At 73.4% G+C, this 15,504-nt stretch carries 13 protein-coding genes; 5 read left to right on the top strand and 8 right to left on the bottom strand.

Annotated elements, in window-relative coordinates; genetic code table 11:
• Window positions 1-21 precede the first annotated feature (21 nt).
• Window positions 22-1,044: a cyclase family protein gene (locus tag Ari01nite_RS08665; RefSeq protein ID WP_239162587.1), complete on the bottom strand. Its 1,023-nt coding sequence runs from the start codon at window positions 1,042-1,044 to the stop codon at window positions 22-24.
• A gap of 109 nt (window positions 1,045-1,153) precedes the next feature.
• Here Ari01nite_RS08665 and Ari01nite_RS08660 point away from each other — a divergent pair, with 109 nt between their 5' ends.
• Window positions 1,154-2,380, top strand: a complete 1,227-nt coding sequence (locus Ari01nite_RS08660) for an MFS transporter (RefSeq protein WP_203780591.1) — start codon at window positions 1,154-1,156, stop codon at window positions 2,378-2,380.
• Here the strand turns inward: Ari01nite_RS08660 and Ari01nite_RS08655 are convergent.
• The 3 genes from Ari01nite_RS08655 to Ari01nite_RS08645 are packed head-to-tail and all read right to left on the bottom strand — an operon-like array spanning window position 2,323 to window position 5,961.
• A complete protein-coding gene (locus tag Ari01nite_RS08655) occupies window positions 2,323-2,646 on the bottom strand; it encodes a winged helix-turn-helix domain-containing protein (protein WP_203780590.1) in 324 nt (107 codons plus the stop codon). The genes Ari01nite_RS08660 and Ari01nite_RS08655 overlap by 58 nt on opposite strands.
• Window positions 2,643-3,101, bottom strand: coding sequence for a hypothetical protein (locus Ari01nite_RS08650; protein WP_239162586.1), 459 nt, complete (start codon window positions 3,099-3,101; stop codon window positions 2,643-2,645). The genes Ari01nite_RS08655 and Ari01nite_RS08650 overlap by 4 nt, the downstream gene beginning before the upstream one ends.
• A 40-nt stretch (window positions 3,102-3,141) precedes the next feature.
• Window positions 3,142-5,961 carry a DEAD/DEAH box helicase gene (locus Ari01nite_RS08645; RefSeq protein ID WP_203780589.1) on the bottom strand — a complete coding sequence of 940 codons (2,820 nt, stop codon included), beginning with the start codon at window positions 5,959-5,961 and terminating at the stop codon, window positions 3,142-3,144.
• A 113-nt stretch (window positions 5,962-6,074) separates the two neighbouring features.
• On the opposite strand from Ari01nite_RS08645, the gene Ari01nite_RS08640 reads away from it, so the two are divergent.
• Window positions 6,075-7,595, top strand: coding sequence for a phytoene desaturase family protein (locus Ari01nite_RS08640; protein ID WP_203780588.1), 1,521 nt, complete (start codon window positions 6,075-6,077; stop codon window positions 7,593-7,595).
• A 9-nt stretch (window positions 7,596-7,604) separates the two neighbouring features.
• Here the strand turns inward: Ari01nite_RS08640 and ligD are convergent, their stop codons facing one another.
• Complete coding sequence (ligD, locus tag Ari01nite_RS08635) at window positions 7,605-8,804, bottom strand: non-homologous end-joining DNA ligase (protein WP_239162585.1); 1,200 nt, start codon at window positions 8,802-8,804, stop codon at window positions 7,605-7,607.
• 241 nt (window positions 8,805-9,045) lie between these two features.
• On the opposite strand from ligD, the gene Ari01nite_RS08630 reads away from it, so the two are divergent.
• The 3 genes from Ari01nite_RS08630 to Ari01nite_RS08620 all read left to right on the top strand — a co-directional run bounded on the left by Ari01nite_RS08630 (window position 9,046) and on the right by Ari01nite_RS08620 (window position 12,266).
• A complete protein-coding gene (locus Ari01nite_RS08630; protein ID WP_203780586.1) occupies window positions 9,046-10,359 on the top strand; it encodes an alpha-amylase family glycosyl hydrolase in 1,314 nt (437 codons plus the stop codon).
• A gap of 74 nt (window positions 10,360-10,433) precedes the next feature.
• Window positions 10,434-11,891: a GGDEF domain-containing protein gene (locus tag Ari01nite_RS08625; protein ID WP_203780585.1), complete on the top strand. Its 1,458-nt coding sequence runs from the start codon at window positions 10,434-10,436 to the stop codon at window positions 11,889-11,891.
• 36 nt (window positions 11,892-11,927) lie between these two features.
• Window positions 11,928-12,266, top strand: coding sequence for a hypothetical protein (locus Ari01nite_RS08620; RefSeq protein ID WP_239162584.1), 339 nt, complete (start codon window positions 11,928-11,930; stop codon window positions 12,264-12,266).
• Between the two features lie 132 nt (window positions 12,267-12,398).
• Here Ari01nite_RS08620 and Ari01nite_RS08615 read toward each other — a convergent pair whose 3' ends face one another.
• The 3 genes from Ari01nite_RS08615 to Ari01nite_RS08605 are packed head-to-tail and all read right to left on the bottom strand — an operon-like array spanning window position 12,399 to window position 15,491.
• Window positions 12,399-13,421: a LacI family DNA-binding transcriptional regulator gene (locus tag Ari01nite_RS08615; protein ID WP_203780584.1), complete on the bottom strand. Its 1,023-nt coding sequence runs from the start codon at window positions 13,419-13,421 to the stop codon at window positions 12,399-12,401.
• Window positions 13,422-13,431: 10 nt separating this feature from the next.
• On the bottom strand, window positions 13,432-14,661 hold the full coding sequence (locus Ari01nite_RS08610) for an MFS transporter (protein ID WP_203780583.1): 1,230 nt from the start codon (window positions 14,659-14,661) through the stop codon (window positions 13,432-13,434).
• Window positions 14,658-15,491, bottom strand: a complete 834-nt coding sequence (locus tag Ari01nite_RS08605; RefSeq protein WP_203780582.1) for a substrate-binding domain-containing protein — start codon at window positions 15,489-15,491, stop codon at window positions 14,658-14,660. Before Ari01nite_RS08605 ends, Ari01nite_RS08610 begins: the two co-directional genes overlap by 4 nt.
• Window positions 15,492-15,504: the final 13 nt, after the last annotated feature.

The raw sequence follows: 15,504 nt of genomic DNA, 5'->3' as shown, positions 1-15,504 counted from the left end.
GGATGCTCCTCACTTGACGGCTCATTTCACGGCCAGGGGGTTGACCGGAGCGCCGACCGCGCCGGTCACCGGCAGCGGAGCCGCCGTGAGCCAGAAGTCGTGGACGCCGTCCGCGGCGCAGTCGTCGGCCAGCGCGTCCAGGTCCCACATCTCGCCGATGAACAGGCCGAGGTGCGGGATGGCGACCTGGTGCAGGGGCTGGAACGCGTCGTCGAACTCATTCGGGCGGACCTCGAAACCCCAGGTGTCGGTCGCGATGCCGGCGATCTCGGAGTCGTGCAGCCAGCCGGCCGTGGTGAACGACAGGCCGGGTGCCGGACCGCCGGCGTAGTCGCCCCAGCCCTCCCGCCGGGCCCGGGCCAGCCGGCCGGTGCGCACACAGACCAGGTCACCGCGGCCGACCGGGCTGCCCTGCGCCTCGGCGGTGGCCCGCAGGTGCTCGGCGGTGATGGCGAAGCCGTCCGGCAGTTCGCCGCCGGTGCCGAACGCGCGGCCGACGTCGAGCAGCACGCCCCGGCCGGCGATCGCCGCGGCCGCCGTCTCGATGCCGGTGACAAGGTCGCCCTCGCTGGTCACCACGTCGCCGGCCCGCCGGCCGTTCCAGGCGCGCCCGTGGTCGAAGATGTGGCCCAGCCCGTCCCACTGGGTCGACGCCTGGAGCGGCATGAAGACGACGTCGTCGGCGCCGCCCAGGCCGTGCGGGAAGCCCTGGCCGCGTTCCGCGTCCAGGCCGGTGTCCAGCAAGGTGTGCACCGGGTTGGTGCGGCGGCGCCAGCCCTTCTGCGGCCCGTTCATGTCGAACGACTGGGCCAGCGAGAAGCTCACCCCGCGGCGGACCAGCGCGGCGCCCTCGCGGCGCTTGGCGTCGTCCAGGAAGTTGAGCGTGCCGAGCACGTCATCGGCGCCCCAGCGGCCCCAGTTGGAGTAGCGCTTCACGGCCTCGGCGATGGCACCCTCGGGGTCGGAGCGGTCGAGTTCCGGCAGCTCCCCACGGTCCGGCACCGGCGGCGCCCCCGGGAAGAGCGGATTGCTGATACGGGCCATCAGCCCGGTGGATGGCGGGGTTCAGGATTAGTGATTTCCGCGGCCCGGCCCGGCACGCCGACACTGGCTGGCCAGTGACGCCCATCACCCTCACCCCTGGGAGCGGACCGTGCCGGAAACCCTTGTCGACCCCGCGACCGGCCGCCCGGCCGGGCGCATGCAGGCCCTCATCCTGCTGCTGTCCAGCTGCCTCGGGGTGCTCGGCGCCGTGCTGTTGGCCCCGGTGCTGCCGCGCATCGAGGACGCGTTCGCCGGCACCCCCGGCGTGGCGACGCTGACCCCGATCGTGCTCACCGCGCCCGCCCTGATCATCGGTCTCACCGCGACCGTGGCCGGGCGGATCGTCGACCGGCTGGGCCGCAAGCGGCTGCTGGTCGGTGCCCTGGTGGTGTACGCGATCGTCGGCACCGCGCCGCTCTACCTGCCTTCGCTGGAGCTGATCGTGGCCAGCCGGGTGCTGGTCGGTCTCACTGAGGCAGCCATCATGACCTGCTGCACGACGCTGCTGGCCGACTACTTCCACGGCCCGCAGCGGGAGCGCTACTTCGGCCTTCAGGTCGTCTACACCACGGTCGCCGCCACGGTCTTCTTCGCGGTGGGCGGCGCGCTGGGCGCGCAGCACTGGCGCACCCCCTTTTGGCTGTACGCGGTGAGCCTCCCACTAGCGGCGCTGGCCGCCCGCTACCTGTGGCAGCCGGCACCGGTGGCCGCCGAGCGCAGGCTGGCGCCGGTGCCGTGGCGGCAGATCGCGGCCCCGGCCGGGGTGAGCCTGCTCGGCGGTCTGGTCTTCTACGTCCTCATCGTGGAGTTGTCGTTCAAGCTCGACGACATCGGCGTGGCGTCCACGGCCACCATCGGTGCGGTCAGCGCGATCGGCTCGCTGGGCACCGCGACCGGCGCGTTCCTTTTCGCCCGGCTGGCCCGCTTCGGCCCGGCGGTCACCGCGCCAATGGCCTTCGCGCTGTCCGGACTGGGCCTGGCCGGCCTTTCGCTGGCCTCGACGGTGCCGGCCGTGGTGGCGTTCGCGGTGCTCACCGGGTTCGGCAACGGGTTGCTGCTGCCGGCGTTGCTCACCTGGTCGCTCGGCTCGCTCACCTTCGAGCAGCGCGGCCGCGGCACCGGGTTGTGGACGTCGGCGGTGTTCCTCGGCCAGTTCGCCTGCCCGCTCGTGGTGGCCGGGCTCAGCGGCGCGATCGGCGGCCTGGACGCGGCGCTGCTGGTGCTCGGGGTGGTGGCGGTGGCCGGCGCCATCGGGATCCGGCTGGCCCGGCCCGCCGGTCAGGGGCTGACCTCGTCGGGCACCACCGAGAGCCCGGCGCGCGCCACGATCTCCTGAAGCGCGGCGATGTGCGCCGTGAAGGACTGGCGCCCGGCCGCGCTCAGCCGGGCCGAGGTGCGCGGGCGTTTGGCCACGAAGCTCTTGCGGATCTCGACGTAGCCGGCCTCCTCGAGCGTGGTGAGCTGCTTGGAGAGCGCCGAGTCGGAGAGGCCCACGCTGTCGCGCAGGTATTTGAAGTCGGCCCACTCGGTGGCGGCCAGGAGGCTGACCAGGGAGAGGCGGGTGGGTGCGTGGATCAGTTCGTCGAACCGCGGCTCGGTCACCGCGGGCCGTCCAGCATCAGCGTGCGCAGGTGGCGGATCAGGCGCGGGCCGCCGAACGCCAGGCCGGCGGCGACCGGGAGGCAGGCGAGGGTGGCCGGCCAGGGCACGTCGAGCGCCTCCAGGGTCAGCCCCACGGCGAGACCGGCGACGACCAGGCCGGCCGCGAAGCCGAAGATCGTGAGGAAGCCCCGGACGCCCAGCAGCTCGGGCCGGATCTGCACCCGCACCCGGCGGACCACCAGCGCGATCAGGACGGCCAGGCCGACGCCGTAGACGATGCTGCCGGTGGCGACCAGCCAGGGCACCTCGCTCTCGACGGCCGCGACGAACAGGAGGATGAGACCGCCGAGCGACGGCCAGAACCATGGCGGGGTGAGGTTGTTGTCGATCACCTGCGCGCGGCGGGCCTGCACCTCGGCCAGGGCGAGCTCGGCGTCGATCGGTGGGATGGTCATGGTATTTCCCCCTCGACATGTACTTTCCTTGCGGGAAAGTCTACGACTCACTTTCCTGCTGGGCAAGTACTTGCCGGCTCAGCTCCAGGGCGGCCGCGGCCGGGTTGTCCGACCAGCGGCTGGGGAACGCGTCGAGCAGGCGCCAACCGGCCCGGCGCAGGGCCCGCTCGCGACGGATGTGGGCAGCCGGCCCGTCGGGATGCACCGCGCAGATGAGGCCGGCCACGCCGGCGCTTTCGCCGGGCGCACTTACGGTATTTTCGATTTGTGCGGCGGCGAAGCCTCCGGGCCCAACGCCTGCGCGCCCGCCGCTCACCCTTCCGGCATTTCTGATATGTCCGGCTGTGGCGGGCCCGGCTTCTCCGGCGCACAGGTCCACGTGCCAGTCGCCTACCGGGTAGTCACGCCGCACCGGCACGCCGGCCCGGGCCAGCTCTGCGGCCAGTCTTCCGGGCCAGGTCCGATCGCCGCTGCCGGTACCGCCGGCCGGCGGGGCCGGCCGGCGGGCGCTGTGCGCGAGGTACTCCCCCACCAGGCCGCCGGTCTGCGGGCCCAGCGCGGTCACCACGATCATGCGGCGGCGTGCGCGGGTCACCAGCACGTTGAACAGGTTGGGGTCGGCCACGAACCGGTGCCGGCCGGCCGGGTCGTCGCCGGCCAGGCCGAGCGAGGCCACCACGGTGCCGGCCTCGCTGCCCTGGAACGCGTGCACGGTGCCGGTCCGCAGGCCGAGTCGTTCGATCTCGGGCAGGTCGAAGGCGGCCAGCAGCGCGGCCTCGACCGCCTCGGCCTGAGCGCGGAACGGGGTCAGCACCGCGATGCCGCTCTCGCCCTTCCCGACCAGGTCGCGGACCACCTCCACGGCCGCCGTGACCTCGGCGGCGGGGTCGGCGACGCGAACCACGTCGATGGCGTCGGCGTCCTCGTTGCGCGGGTGCCGGGTGGCCAGCGTGATCCGGCCGGCGTAGAAGCGCTGTGCCGAGAACTCGATCAGGTGCGGGTCGCCGCGGTAGTGCTCGGCCAGCCAGGTGACCGGGGCGGCACCGGCGGCCAGATCGAAGGCGCTGACCCGGCGCACGTCGACCCGGTCGTCGAGGCCGTGCCGGCGCAGGGTGCCGGTCACGTCGACGTCGGCCACGAAGGAGACGAACCGCAGCTGGCGCGGATCGCCGACGATCAGGGCGCGGCGGGCGCGGGCCAGCACGGCGGCGGCGCGGATCTGGTCGACGTGCGACGCCTCGTCGAGGATCACCAGGTCGAACAGGCCGGGGGTGGGCGGCAGCAGATCCTCCACGTCGGTGACCGTGCCGATCCACAGTGGCAGGGCCCGGACCAGGGCCGGGCCCGGGAGGGTGGCCAGGAGTTCGCGGCGGCGGTCGCGGCCGGCCCGCAGTGCGGTGGCCAGGCCGCCGGCCGCCCGCCTGGCCTCCCGCGACCAGCGGGCGGCGCTGGTGGCCCGGCGGCGGACGGCCTGACCGGCGGCCTCGGCCAGGGCCTCGTCGGCGGCGACCAGTGCGGTCCAGGTGGCGGTCAGGTCGGTGCCGCCGGTGCTGGCCAGGCGGGCGGCGGCCCGGATGCAGCGGGCGGCTTCGAGGGCGGCCGTCACCCGGTCGTCCGGGACAGCCCCGGCGACGCCCAGGCGGCGGCGCTGCCACCAGCGGGACCATCGGTTGCGGGCCGGATCCAGGCCGGCGTCGGGGGTGAAGGCGCCGGGCACGTCGACGGCCAGGCCGGGCAGCAGCGGCTCCCACTGCGGCAACTCGGCGGCCAGGGCCTCGGTGGCCAGCGCGGCCTCGATCGCGGACTCCAGGCCGCGGACCCGGCTGCGGGCCCGCTCGACCGCGTCCCGGTCGGCCCGCAGCACCCGGTCCGGGGTGCCGGCCGGGGCGCCCGCGCCGAGTTCGGTGGCGATGGCGGCGCGCCGCTCGGCGTCGCCGAACAGCACCGGGGTCGGGCCCGGATAGCGGCGCAGCAGGTCGCCGAGCACGTCCGCGGCGTGACTGGACTGGGTCGCGATCAGCACCGAGCCGCCGCGGTCGACCACCTCGATGGCGGCCGCGACGACGGCGTGGCTCTTGCCGCAGCCGGGCGGGCCGGAGACCACGGTCAGCGGCCGTTCCCGCGCGGCCCGGACCACCTCCCGCTGGGCCGGATTGAGCGGGAGCGGGGACAGCACGTCCTCGTCGGCGGACGGCGGGACCGGGGCCTGGGTGTCGCCGTAGACGTGGGCCAGCGCGGTGCGGTCCAGGCCGGGGCGGGCGGCCCAGGAGATCAGGGCGTCGCGCAGACCGGCACTGAACACGTCGCGGGACAGGTAGAGGGCGGCGGCCGGGAACAGGACCAGGTCGTCGGCCGGCAACTTGCGGGGGATCTCACCGGCCGGGCGGACGTCGGCGACCGGCAGCCCGGCGGCCTCGGCCACCGCCCGCATCCAGGCCGTGGTGCCGACCGCGGTGAGCCACGGCGGGGTGCCGACCAGCGGGCCGTTCGCCAGGTCGGCGGCCAGCGTCCGGTTGCGGATGAGCGGGGTGACCTCCAGTTCGCCGGCCGGCAGGACGTGGTAGCCGCGCAGACCGCGTTGCAGCCGCACCGGTTCGGTGAGCAACGGGAGGCGTACCCGCTGCAATTTGCCATCCACCGGCATGGAGCCGACCACCAGACCCCAGCCACGACGCAGCAGGCGCTCCTCGCGATGCAGCGCGTCCAGCGCGGCCAGCCGGTCGAAGGCCTTGCCGCGCGGCGCCACGTCGGGCCGGGGCAGCCAGGCGAGCGCCCGGCCGCCGCGGGTCACGTCGAGTATCCGGTCGGCGCCGGCCGGAGCGAGGTCGGCGAGGGCGCGCAGCACGGCTTGGAGGTCCATCGTCGCAGGACGGTAGCAAGCCCTTCCCCCAAACGTTTGCCCACGACACGTCAACATGGTTACACCTGCGCAGGCCATAGCTATTGCAATCGTGTGCATGGCAGGATCGGCCGATGGGCATGCCGGAGGAAGTGGATGTCGTGGTCGTCGGCGCCGGCCACAACGGGTTGATCTGCGCCGCGTACCTGGCCTCTGCCGGTCTTGACGTTGCGGTGCTGGAGGCCCGGCCGATCCCCGGCGGGAACACGGTGACCGAGGAGCTGACGCTGCCCGGCTTCGCGCACGACTCGTGCTCGTCGGCGCACGTGCTGATCCAGTCGAACCCGCTGCTCGCCGACGACGAACTGGAACTGGTGTCGCGCTGGGGACTTGAGTATGTGCATACCGACCCGGCCGTGGTACTCCCCCGCGACGACGGGTCGCTGCTGACGGTGCATCGCAGCCTGGACGCCACGGCCGACGAGATCGCACGCTGGTCGGCAGCGGACGCGGTGGCCTTCCGGCAGCTCGTCGAGGAGTGGCAGGGCGGGCTGGCCGAGGTGCACGGGCGCTGGTCGTCGGGGTTCGACCTGGGCTCGTCGGCGGCTGCCGCGGCATACCGGGACCTCCGGGCGCGCTCGGCGTGGGACGTCGTGCACGAGCGGTTCGGCCATCCCGCCGTACGGGATCTCATGCTCTGGTTGTCGCTGGCCACCATCCAGGACCCGCGTCGTCCCGGCACCGGCGTGCTGCCGTCCTCGATCACCGCGGGCCGGCTGCGATTCGGCTGGTCGACGCCGCTGGGTGGCTCGGGCGCGCTGCCGGCCGCGCTGATCCGGCTGCTGACGGACCGGGGCGGCGTGGTCGAGTGCGACGCCGTGGTCAACCGCATCGAGGTACGCGACGGACGCGCGGTCGCGGTGCACACGGCCGATGGACGCCGGGTCGCCGGCCGGCGCGCGGTCGTCGCGGCCAACCACCTGGCCACCCTGCCCGGGATGCTGGAACGGGTGCCGGGTGACCTGGACCGGGCGCGGGCAGCGTGGCGTCCGGGCCTGAGCGTGTTCGCGGTGCATGCCGCGCTCGGATCCGACCTGACGTTCTCCGGTGTGCGGGCTGCGGCGGCCGGCCTCGGTGGCACCGAGGGGATCGCGCGCCAGCTGGACGCCTTCCATCGCGGCCAGACCGACGCGACCGACCCGTGGCTGCTGCTGGTCAACCAGACGGTGGTCGACCCGTCGCGCGCGCCCGCGGGGGCCGGCACGTTCAAGATCCTGACGGTGGCGCCGTGGGAGCGCGCCGACGGCCGCGATTGGTCCGTCGCCAGGGATTTCTTCGCCGACGAGTTACTCGGGCTCGTGGCGGCGCGCACCAATCTGGACATCCTCGCCCAGTGCGCCGAGTCGCCGGTCGACGTGGCCGCGCACAACCAGCACAACCTGGGCGGGTCGTGCCACGGCGGCGAGTTCGCGATGGACGGCGGCGAGTGGCTGGTGGGCTGGCCCGACTACGCCACCTCGATTGACGGGCTCTACCTGACCGGTTCGACCAGCCATCCGGGCGGCAGTGTGAGCGGCCGGCCGGGGCGCAACGCCGCGCGAGCGGTGCTGACCGGACTCGGCCTCGACCCGGCGGTGGTGATGGGTCCCCGCTGAGCTCCGGGGCTACGCCGCGGTGAAGCCGGAGCCGGTCGGCCGTTCGGTCACCTCGGTCAGGTCGGCGAGGTCGATGCCGGCTTCGGCGAGCAGTCGCGTCACGGTGGCGATGGCCAGCCCGTCGATCACGTTGTCACCGTGGATCAACCGGTAGAACTGTTGCCTTCCCCGCTGTACCGCTTCGACGCGCCAGCGCCCGTCCGCGGTGGCCATCGCGCCGGTCACGGTGCCCGGTGCCGGTGGTATCGGCGGCGCCCGGTGGACGGAGGGTGCGCTCTTGTCGGTGCGCAGCCCGCGCCACGACGGGTGCCGGAGCCGGCCGTCCGGCGTCCAGTTCCGGAACGCCACCTCGCCGACCAGGCACGGCTCCACCCAGCGGGCGTGCCGGGCGAACTCCCGCGGCACATCCGGCACCGGCGGCGTGGCGCGGGCCAGCGGCCGCAGATCCGTCTCCAGCTGGCGGAGCATCTGGTCGGTGAACCCGGTGCCGACATGCCCGACGTAGGCGAGCCGGTCCCGGTCGTCGTAGACGCCCAGCAGCAGGGAGCCGACCAGCCCGGCGCGGCGCCCCTCGCCCGGCTTCCAGCCGAGCACCAGGCACTCCTGGGTCTTCACCAGCGGGATCTTGGTCCAGTCGGCGCTGCGCTTGCCGGGCCGGTACGGGGCGGTGAGCTTCTTGGCGACGACCCCCTCGAAGCCGCCCAGCTCGGCGGCCCGGATCATGGTGGTGCCGTCGACGCCGGTGTGGTTGGCGGGCGTCGACACGCGGTCACCGTCGAGGCCGAGCCCGGCGAGCAGGTCGCGGCGGGCGGCGTACGGCAGCTCGGTGAACTCCCGGCCGTCGAGGTGCAGAACATCAAAGACATAAAATCTGACCGGTACGCTCGCGACCAGCGCCGGCGACGGGTGGCGCAGGTGCATACGCTGCTGGAGGCGGGCGAAGCTGGGCCGGTCGCCGGCTTCGTTGGCGACGATCTCGCCGTCCAGGATCGCGGCCCGGTCACCCAGCAGGCCGGGAAGTTCGGCAAGTTCCGGGTAACCGTCGGTGACGTCGTTGCCGTTCCGCGACAGCGCCCGCAACTGACCGCCGGACACGTACACCACGGCGCGAACGCCGTCATACTTGAACTCCCACGCCCAGTCCGGACCGGCCGGTGCCCGGCCGGCGGCGGCGAGCATCGGCGCTATCGGGTCGAGAAAGATCCCCACCAGCGAACGGTACGCACGCCGGACGGCAAAGATCATCTAGTTACAGTCATGTAGTTCGGCCGGCCGGCTCATCCAGGTCCCGGATCCGGTCGCCGGCCCGGCGCAGCGAGGGCGAACACTCGCGACGGCCTCGCCCACCGCACGCTCGTTGCCGTACGCGGCGGCGGCACCCGGCTCGGGAGGGAGTCACCGCGCAAAGGGGCCGCCAGCGACGAACAGCCTTCCGGGGTACTTTGCACAGATGGCTGAATGGGTCCGGCACGCGCTCTGGTGGCAGGTCTACCCGCTCGGCTTCGTCGGCGCGTACCCCGCCCGCGAGCCGCAGCCCGGCCCGCATCCGCTGCGCCGCCTGGAGGCGTGGCTCGACTACGCGATCGAGCTGGGTGCCTCCGGCCTCGCCCTCGGTCCGGTCTTCGCCTCGGAGACGCACGGCTACGACATCGTCGACCACCTGCGCATCGATCCACGGCTCGGCGACGACGCCGACTTCGACGCGCTGATCGCCGCCGCCCGCCGCCGTGGCCTGCGAGTGCTGCTGGACGGCGTGTTCAACCACGTGGGCCGCGGCCACCCGGCGTTCCGGGCGGTGCTGGAGCAGGGGCCGGCCGCGCCGACCGCGTCGTGGTTCCGGCTGACCTGGCCGCAGCAGTGGCAGCCGGGCGTCGAACCGCAGTACGCGGACTTCGAGGGCCACGGCGCCCTGGTCGCTCTCGATCACCGGTCGAGCGACGTCAGGAGCCATGTCGTCGCCGTCATGAACCATTGGCTGGAGCGCGGCGCGGACGGCTGGCGGCTGGACGCGGCGTACGCCGTGCCGCAGGAGTTCTGGGCCGGGGTGCTGCCGCAGGTCCGGGCCGCGCACCCGGACGCGTACCTGGTCGGCGAGGTGCTGCACGGCGACTACGTCGAGTTCGTGCACGGGTCGACGGTCGACGCGGTCACCCAGTACGAGCTGTGGAAGGCCATCTGGAGCTCGCTCAACGAGCGGAACTTCTTCGAGCTGTCCTGGGCGCTGGACCGGCACAACACGTTCCTCGAGGCGTTCGCGCCGCTCACGTTCGTGGGAAACCACGACGTCACCCGGGTCGCCAGCAGGCTGACCGACGAACGACACCTCGCGCACGCGCTGGCGATCCTGCTGACCGTGGGCGGCACCCCCTCGATCTACGCGGGCGACGAACAGGCGTTCCGCGGGGTCAAGGAAGACCGGAACGCCGGCGACGACGCGGTACGGCCGCCGTTTCCGGCCACCCCGGCGGAGCTGGCCCCGTTCGGCCGGCCGACGTTCGCGCTGCACCAGGAGTTGATCGGGCTGCGTCGCCGGCATCCCTGGCTGCATCGGGCCAGGACCCGGGTGGTGCATCTGGCCAACGAGCAATTGGTGTACGAGGTATCGGACGGCTCGGAGCGGCTGGTGGTGGCGCTGAACATCGGCGACGCGACCGCGGACCTGCCGGTGCCGCAGGTGCGGGAATTGCTCGCCGGGGCCGCCGAGATCCGCCCGCCGGCGCAGCTGCGTCTCGAACCGGCGGGCTGGGCTGTGGCCTCGCGGTAAAGCGTCACGCGGGCCAGGCTGTGGCCTTGCTGTGAAAGCATCACGCGCGCCGGGCGGTGGTCGATAGGCCATCCGTGCACCGTGCCCTGGTAAATGCCGGTTTTGTGCTGCTGGTGGCCGCGTCGTTCGCCGCCTACCTGGCGGTCGACGCGTCCCAGCGCGGCCTGGTCTTCCTCGCCGTGAACCTGCTGCCCATCCTCGCGATCGAGGTGGGCAGGCGCCTCAACAAGATCACTGACGTGCTGCCGTGGCACCTGCTGGCCGGTGGGGTGGCCCTGTTGGCCGTACCGCACCTGCTCCGGGTCGCCGACCCGGCCGTGGTCGAGCTGAGCCACTACCAGCTGGTGCGCCACGGATGCATGGCCCTCGGCTACGTCGGCCTGTTGTGCGGCAGCATCGTGCTGGTCCTGCGCCATGCACCGCACGATCCCGGCGGGATCCTCGAGGCGACGCTGGTCGGGGTGTCCGGCGCCGGGGTGGTCTGGGAACTGCTGTTGCGCCCGCGCCTGGTGAGCCAGGGCGTCGGGGGCGGCGGGCAGTTCGCCGTCCTGGTCGAGCTCCTCATCCTGATGGCACTTCTGGGCGCGCTCCTCCGGGTGGCCACCACCACCGTCAAGGCCCGCGGCACCCTGTTCTACCTGTTCATCTCGACCGCCGGCACGCTGCTCGGCATCACCGTGTCGGCGGCCACCTCCGGCGGGCAGGGCGTGGACTACCCACCGTGGGTCCGCGTCTTCTGGTTCGTCGGATACCTCGGTGTCGCCGCCGCGGCGCTGCACCCGGCCGCCGCACACCTGAGCCGGCCCGACAACACCGTGATCGACCGGCTCACCCCACGACGGCTGGTCCGCATCGGGCTGATGCTGCTCGCTACTCCCGTGGTCGCCGGGTTCTCCCAGGCGTCCGGTCACGCTCCGCCCGACGTGCTCGTCCTGTCGGTCAGCACCGCGTTCGTCATTCCGCTGGTGCTGGTGCGTTTCTGGCAGCTGGCCGAGCAGCGCAGCCGGGCCGAGCACGCGCTGGCCTACCAGGCGACGCACGACGAGCTCACCGGTCTGCCGAACCGCCGGGCCGTCCTGACCGGCATCGAAGCCGCCCTGACCGAGCGCTCCGCCGTCCTCTTCTGCGACCTGAACGGCTTCAAACCGATCAACGACACGCTGGGCCACAAGGCGGGCGACGTCGTGCTGCAGGAGGTCGGCCGCCGGCTCCAGCAGGGTGTCCGGCCCGGCGACGTGGTCGGCCGCATGGGCGGCGACGAGTTCCTCATCTTCTGCCCGGAGATCTCCGACGACGAGGTCCGGCAGCTGATCGACCGGGTGCACCAGGCGATCCGCCAGCCGATGACCGTCGCCGGCACCTCGTGCACCGTCGGCACCAGCGTCGGGGTCGCGTTCGCGGCGCCCGGTCTCGCCGAGCCGGCCGACCGGCTGATCGATCGCGCGGACGCCGCCATGTACGCGCAGAAACGCAGCCGCCCCGAGAGCCGCCCCGCGACCGGCGCCCGGCCCTTGATCACCGAGTTCTCATGACCTCAATGCGAGGCCTGGCCGTACACCGACGTCCCGGTGCGGGTGGTCGGCTGGGCGGTGCGTAACCGCTCGCAGCTGCAGTGGACCGACACGTCGGTCGACATCTACGTCAACGACATCCGGGAGAACGCGCCGCAGTGCTCCACGACGTGCGGCCGCTTCTTCAACCAGAACGGCCAGTACCCGAACTGCCCGGGCGGCGTCGCACGGCACTACGACCACTCCTTGTGGCTGACCGACGGCTTCGGCGGCGGCGCCGGCGGTGACTGGGGCCAGCGCATGGCCACCGCATACTTCATGAGCAACCTCACCGAATTCGACGCCTGGATGCTCCGCGACTGGTGGCGGCACCTCAAGAGCCGCTACGGCTACTGACCACCCGGCACGAGCGTGTAGCCGAGCCCCGACGGGTTCTCCACGGTGAGGGCGCGGCCGGTGATCTGCCCCACGGGCGGCACGGATGCTGGAAGCGGACCTGCCGGCACCCGCCTGACCTGCAACGTGGGGTCACGCGGAGCGCGGCGGGCCGGTCGATGCGCGTACCACCAAAGACGGGGCGAGGAGCACCGAGCGTGGGTGGCGCTCCGGCTCGTCGAGGGTGTCCAGCAGCAGGCGGGCCGCCTCGCCGCCGATTTCGTAGTGCGGGATCGCGACCGTGGTGAGCGGTGGCCGCATCTTGTCGAGGAACGGCATCTCGTTGAAGCCGACCACGCTCATCTCCTCGGGGCAGGCGATGCCGCGTTCGGCGAACACGTCGTAGCAGCCCAGCGCGATCAGGTCGTTGCCGGCCACCACCGCGGTGAAGGAGGCGCCCGAGTCGAGCAGGCTGCGCAGCGCCGCGGCGCCCGCAGTCTCCGACCAGTAACCGCACTCGACGGTCAGCGCCGGGTCGTCGGCCAGGCGGTGGTCGTGCATGGCGTGCCGGAACGCGCGGGCCCGGCTCACGCCGGTCGACGTGTCCTGCGGGCCGGCCAGGTGGGCGATGCGGGTGTGTCCCAGGGCGGCCAGGTGCGACACGGCCAGCGCCACGCCGGCATCGTCGTCCGCGGTCACCGACGGCAGTTCGAGGCCGTCGACCCGGCGGTTGACCAGCACCATCTTGATGCCCTGGCGGTGCAGCCGGACGAGCAGCGGGTGCTCGCGCTTGGCGGTGGCCACGATCAGGCCCTCGACCTGGCGCGACCGCAGCGACTCGACCTGGGTTTCCTCGCGGTCCGGGTCGTTGTCGGTGTTCACGATCCAGGCGTTGTAGCCGGCCGGGGTCAGCACGTCCTCGATGCCGCGCACGATCGGCGGGAACAGCGGGTTGGTCAGGTCGGGGATGACCAGGCCGACGGTGCTGCTGCGGGCCGTCTTGAGGCTGCGGGCGATCGGGTTGGGCTGGTAGCCGATTGACTCGGCGGCGCGCAGCACCTTGCGCGCGGTGTCCGCGTTGACCAGCGGGCGGGTCTGCGGGTTGAGCGCGCGGGAAGCGGTCGCGGGGTGCACCCCGGCGAGCTGCGCGACGTCGCGGAGCGTCGGGGCCGTCATTCGCACGATTCTAGGGCCGGTCATCGCGACCTCCGGGAGGGGCGGCGGAAGGAACATCGGCGCGGGGCTCCCGGGGCCCGGGCAGCGGGGGCACTGCGGGAGCCGGGCGCCACCGGGCGCGCGCCACCGTGGCGAGGATGCCGAGCGGCACGGCCGCGACGGCCAGGCCGGCGTAGACCGCGCCGTAGCGGCCCGCCTCGGCCGGACCGGCCACCAGGGCGGCCGACAGCGCACTGCCGGCGAACAACGACCCCGCGAAACCGGACACCACCGTGGCCCGCGCCGACGGCAGCACCTCGGTGGCCCAGGTCTGCAGCGAGGAATGCATGCTCGCCCAGGCCAGGCCGATCAGGGCCGCGATCCCCACCGCCGCCCACGCCTGCCTGGTCCAGGCCGCGAGGCCGCACGCCGCCACCGCCGCCACCGCGCCCAGCCCGATCAGCCACCAGGCCGGCCGGCGCCGCGACACCACCCCGGCCAGCGGCGCGAACACCAGCACCGCGATGCCGTACACCGCGGTGACCGCGCCGGCCAGCGCCGGGCTCACCCCGGTCGACTCGACCGCCGGCGGCAGCAGCGTGATGGCGCCGATCAGCACGCCGCCCTCGACCACCGCGAGCAGCAGCACGAGCAGCGCGGCGCGCGAGCGGACCAGCCGGCCCACGGGCGCGAACAGGGGCTCGGCCGGGCGGTCGTTCGCCGGTTCGGGCAGTTTGCGCATCAGGAACACGAGCAGCAGCGACGCGGCCGCGGGCACCAGGAACGCCACCCGCCAGCTCGCTGCCTGGGCCAGCGCGCCGGCCCCGGCCGAGGCCAGCGCGGTGCCCAGCGCCACGCCGACCATCAGGTTGGTGACCTCGGTCTGCCGCCGGCCGGCGGACACCGTGTCGCCGACGTACACCAGGCTGGCCGGGATGGCCGCGCTGAACGCCGCGCCGGTCAGCGCCCGGGCCACGCCGAGCTGGGCGGCGTTGGTGACGGCGGCCGATCCGGCGGCGGCGACGCCGGCCGCGAGCAGGGTGAAACGCAGCGTGCGGACCCGGCCGAGCCGGTCCGACACGATGGCCCAGACCGGCTGCATGAGGCCGTACGCGAGGTAGTAGGCGCCGGCCGTGTGCAGCACCGTGGACAGGGGCACGTCCAGGGCGGTCGCCATCACGATCAGCATCGGCGCCATCGAGAACCGGTCCATGGTGCTGACGAACGTGGTGGCCTGCAGCAGCCGCAGCGGTCTGATCATTGCAGGGCCGCGGCCAGCGGGTCGCCGTCCAGCGAAGGGCCGAAGCGGCGGCGCAGATTGACCAGCGTGCGCAGCGACGACTTGTCGACCACCCCGTCGGGTACCAGTCCTTCAGCCGGCGAGCGCAACCGGTCCAGGTAGCGGAGCGCCAGCGGCCGGTCCAGCGACAGGGCCGTCATCGCCTCCTCGACGACCAGGTCCGCGTGCCGCCCCGCGACCACGGCCTCGGCGGTCGCGGTGAGCGCGGCGGCCAGCCCGCCGATCGCCGCCGGGTCAAGAGCGGCCAGAACCGTGCCCAGGTACGGGTGGCAGATCTCGCTCACCCGCGCGACGGCCTCGACGCCGGCGGCCTCGGCGTGCAGTTCGTTGCCGGCGTTGAGCATGGTGGCGTCGCATTCGCCGGCCAGCAGCGCGCGCAGCCGCTTCGGGGTGGAGCCGAGCGCCACCACCTCGTAGTCGTCGCGTCCCAGGCCGAGCGACTCGGCCAGGGCGTACATGGCGAACGCGAAGCCGGAACCGGGCACGTCGACCGCGAACCGGGCGCCGCGCAGATCGGTCCGCCGGGCGTACAGGGCCAGGCCCATGCCCCGGTCGACCGCCGAGACCATGGCGACCGGCGCGGTCACGCCGAGCGGGTTGACCGGGCTGTAGCGGTACGCCAGCACGTTGTCGGGACTGGTCAGCACGGCGTCGTACGCCCCGTCGAGCAGGGCGCGGAACTGGGCCGGTGACGAGGGCACCAGGGCCTCGGTCACGTCGAGGTGGCCGAGCCGGCGCGCGACGCGCAACAGCACGGACGGGGTGAAGGCGCCGAGGCGGATGGGGGGCACGTCCGCAGCATAA

Origin of the sequence: Paractinoplanes rishiriensis (assembly GCF_016862375.1) — a bacterium.
In the GTDB taxonomy this organism is placed as follows: Bacteria; Actinomycetota; Actinomycetes; order Mycobacteriales; family Micromonosporaceae; genus Actinoplanes; species Actinoplanes rishiriensis.
This window is presented reverse-complemented; position numbering and strand designations above follow the sequence as displayed.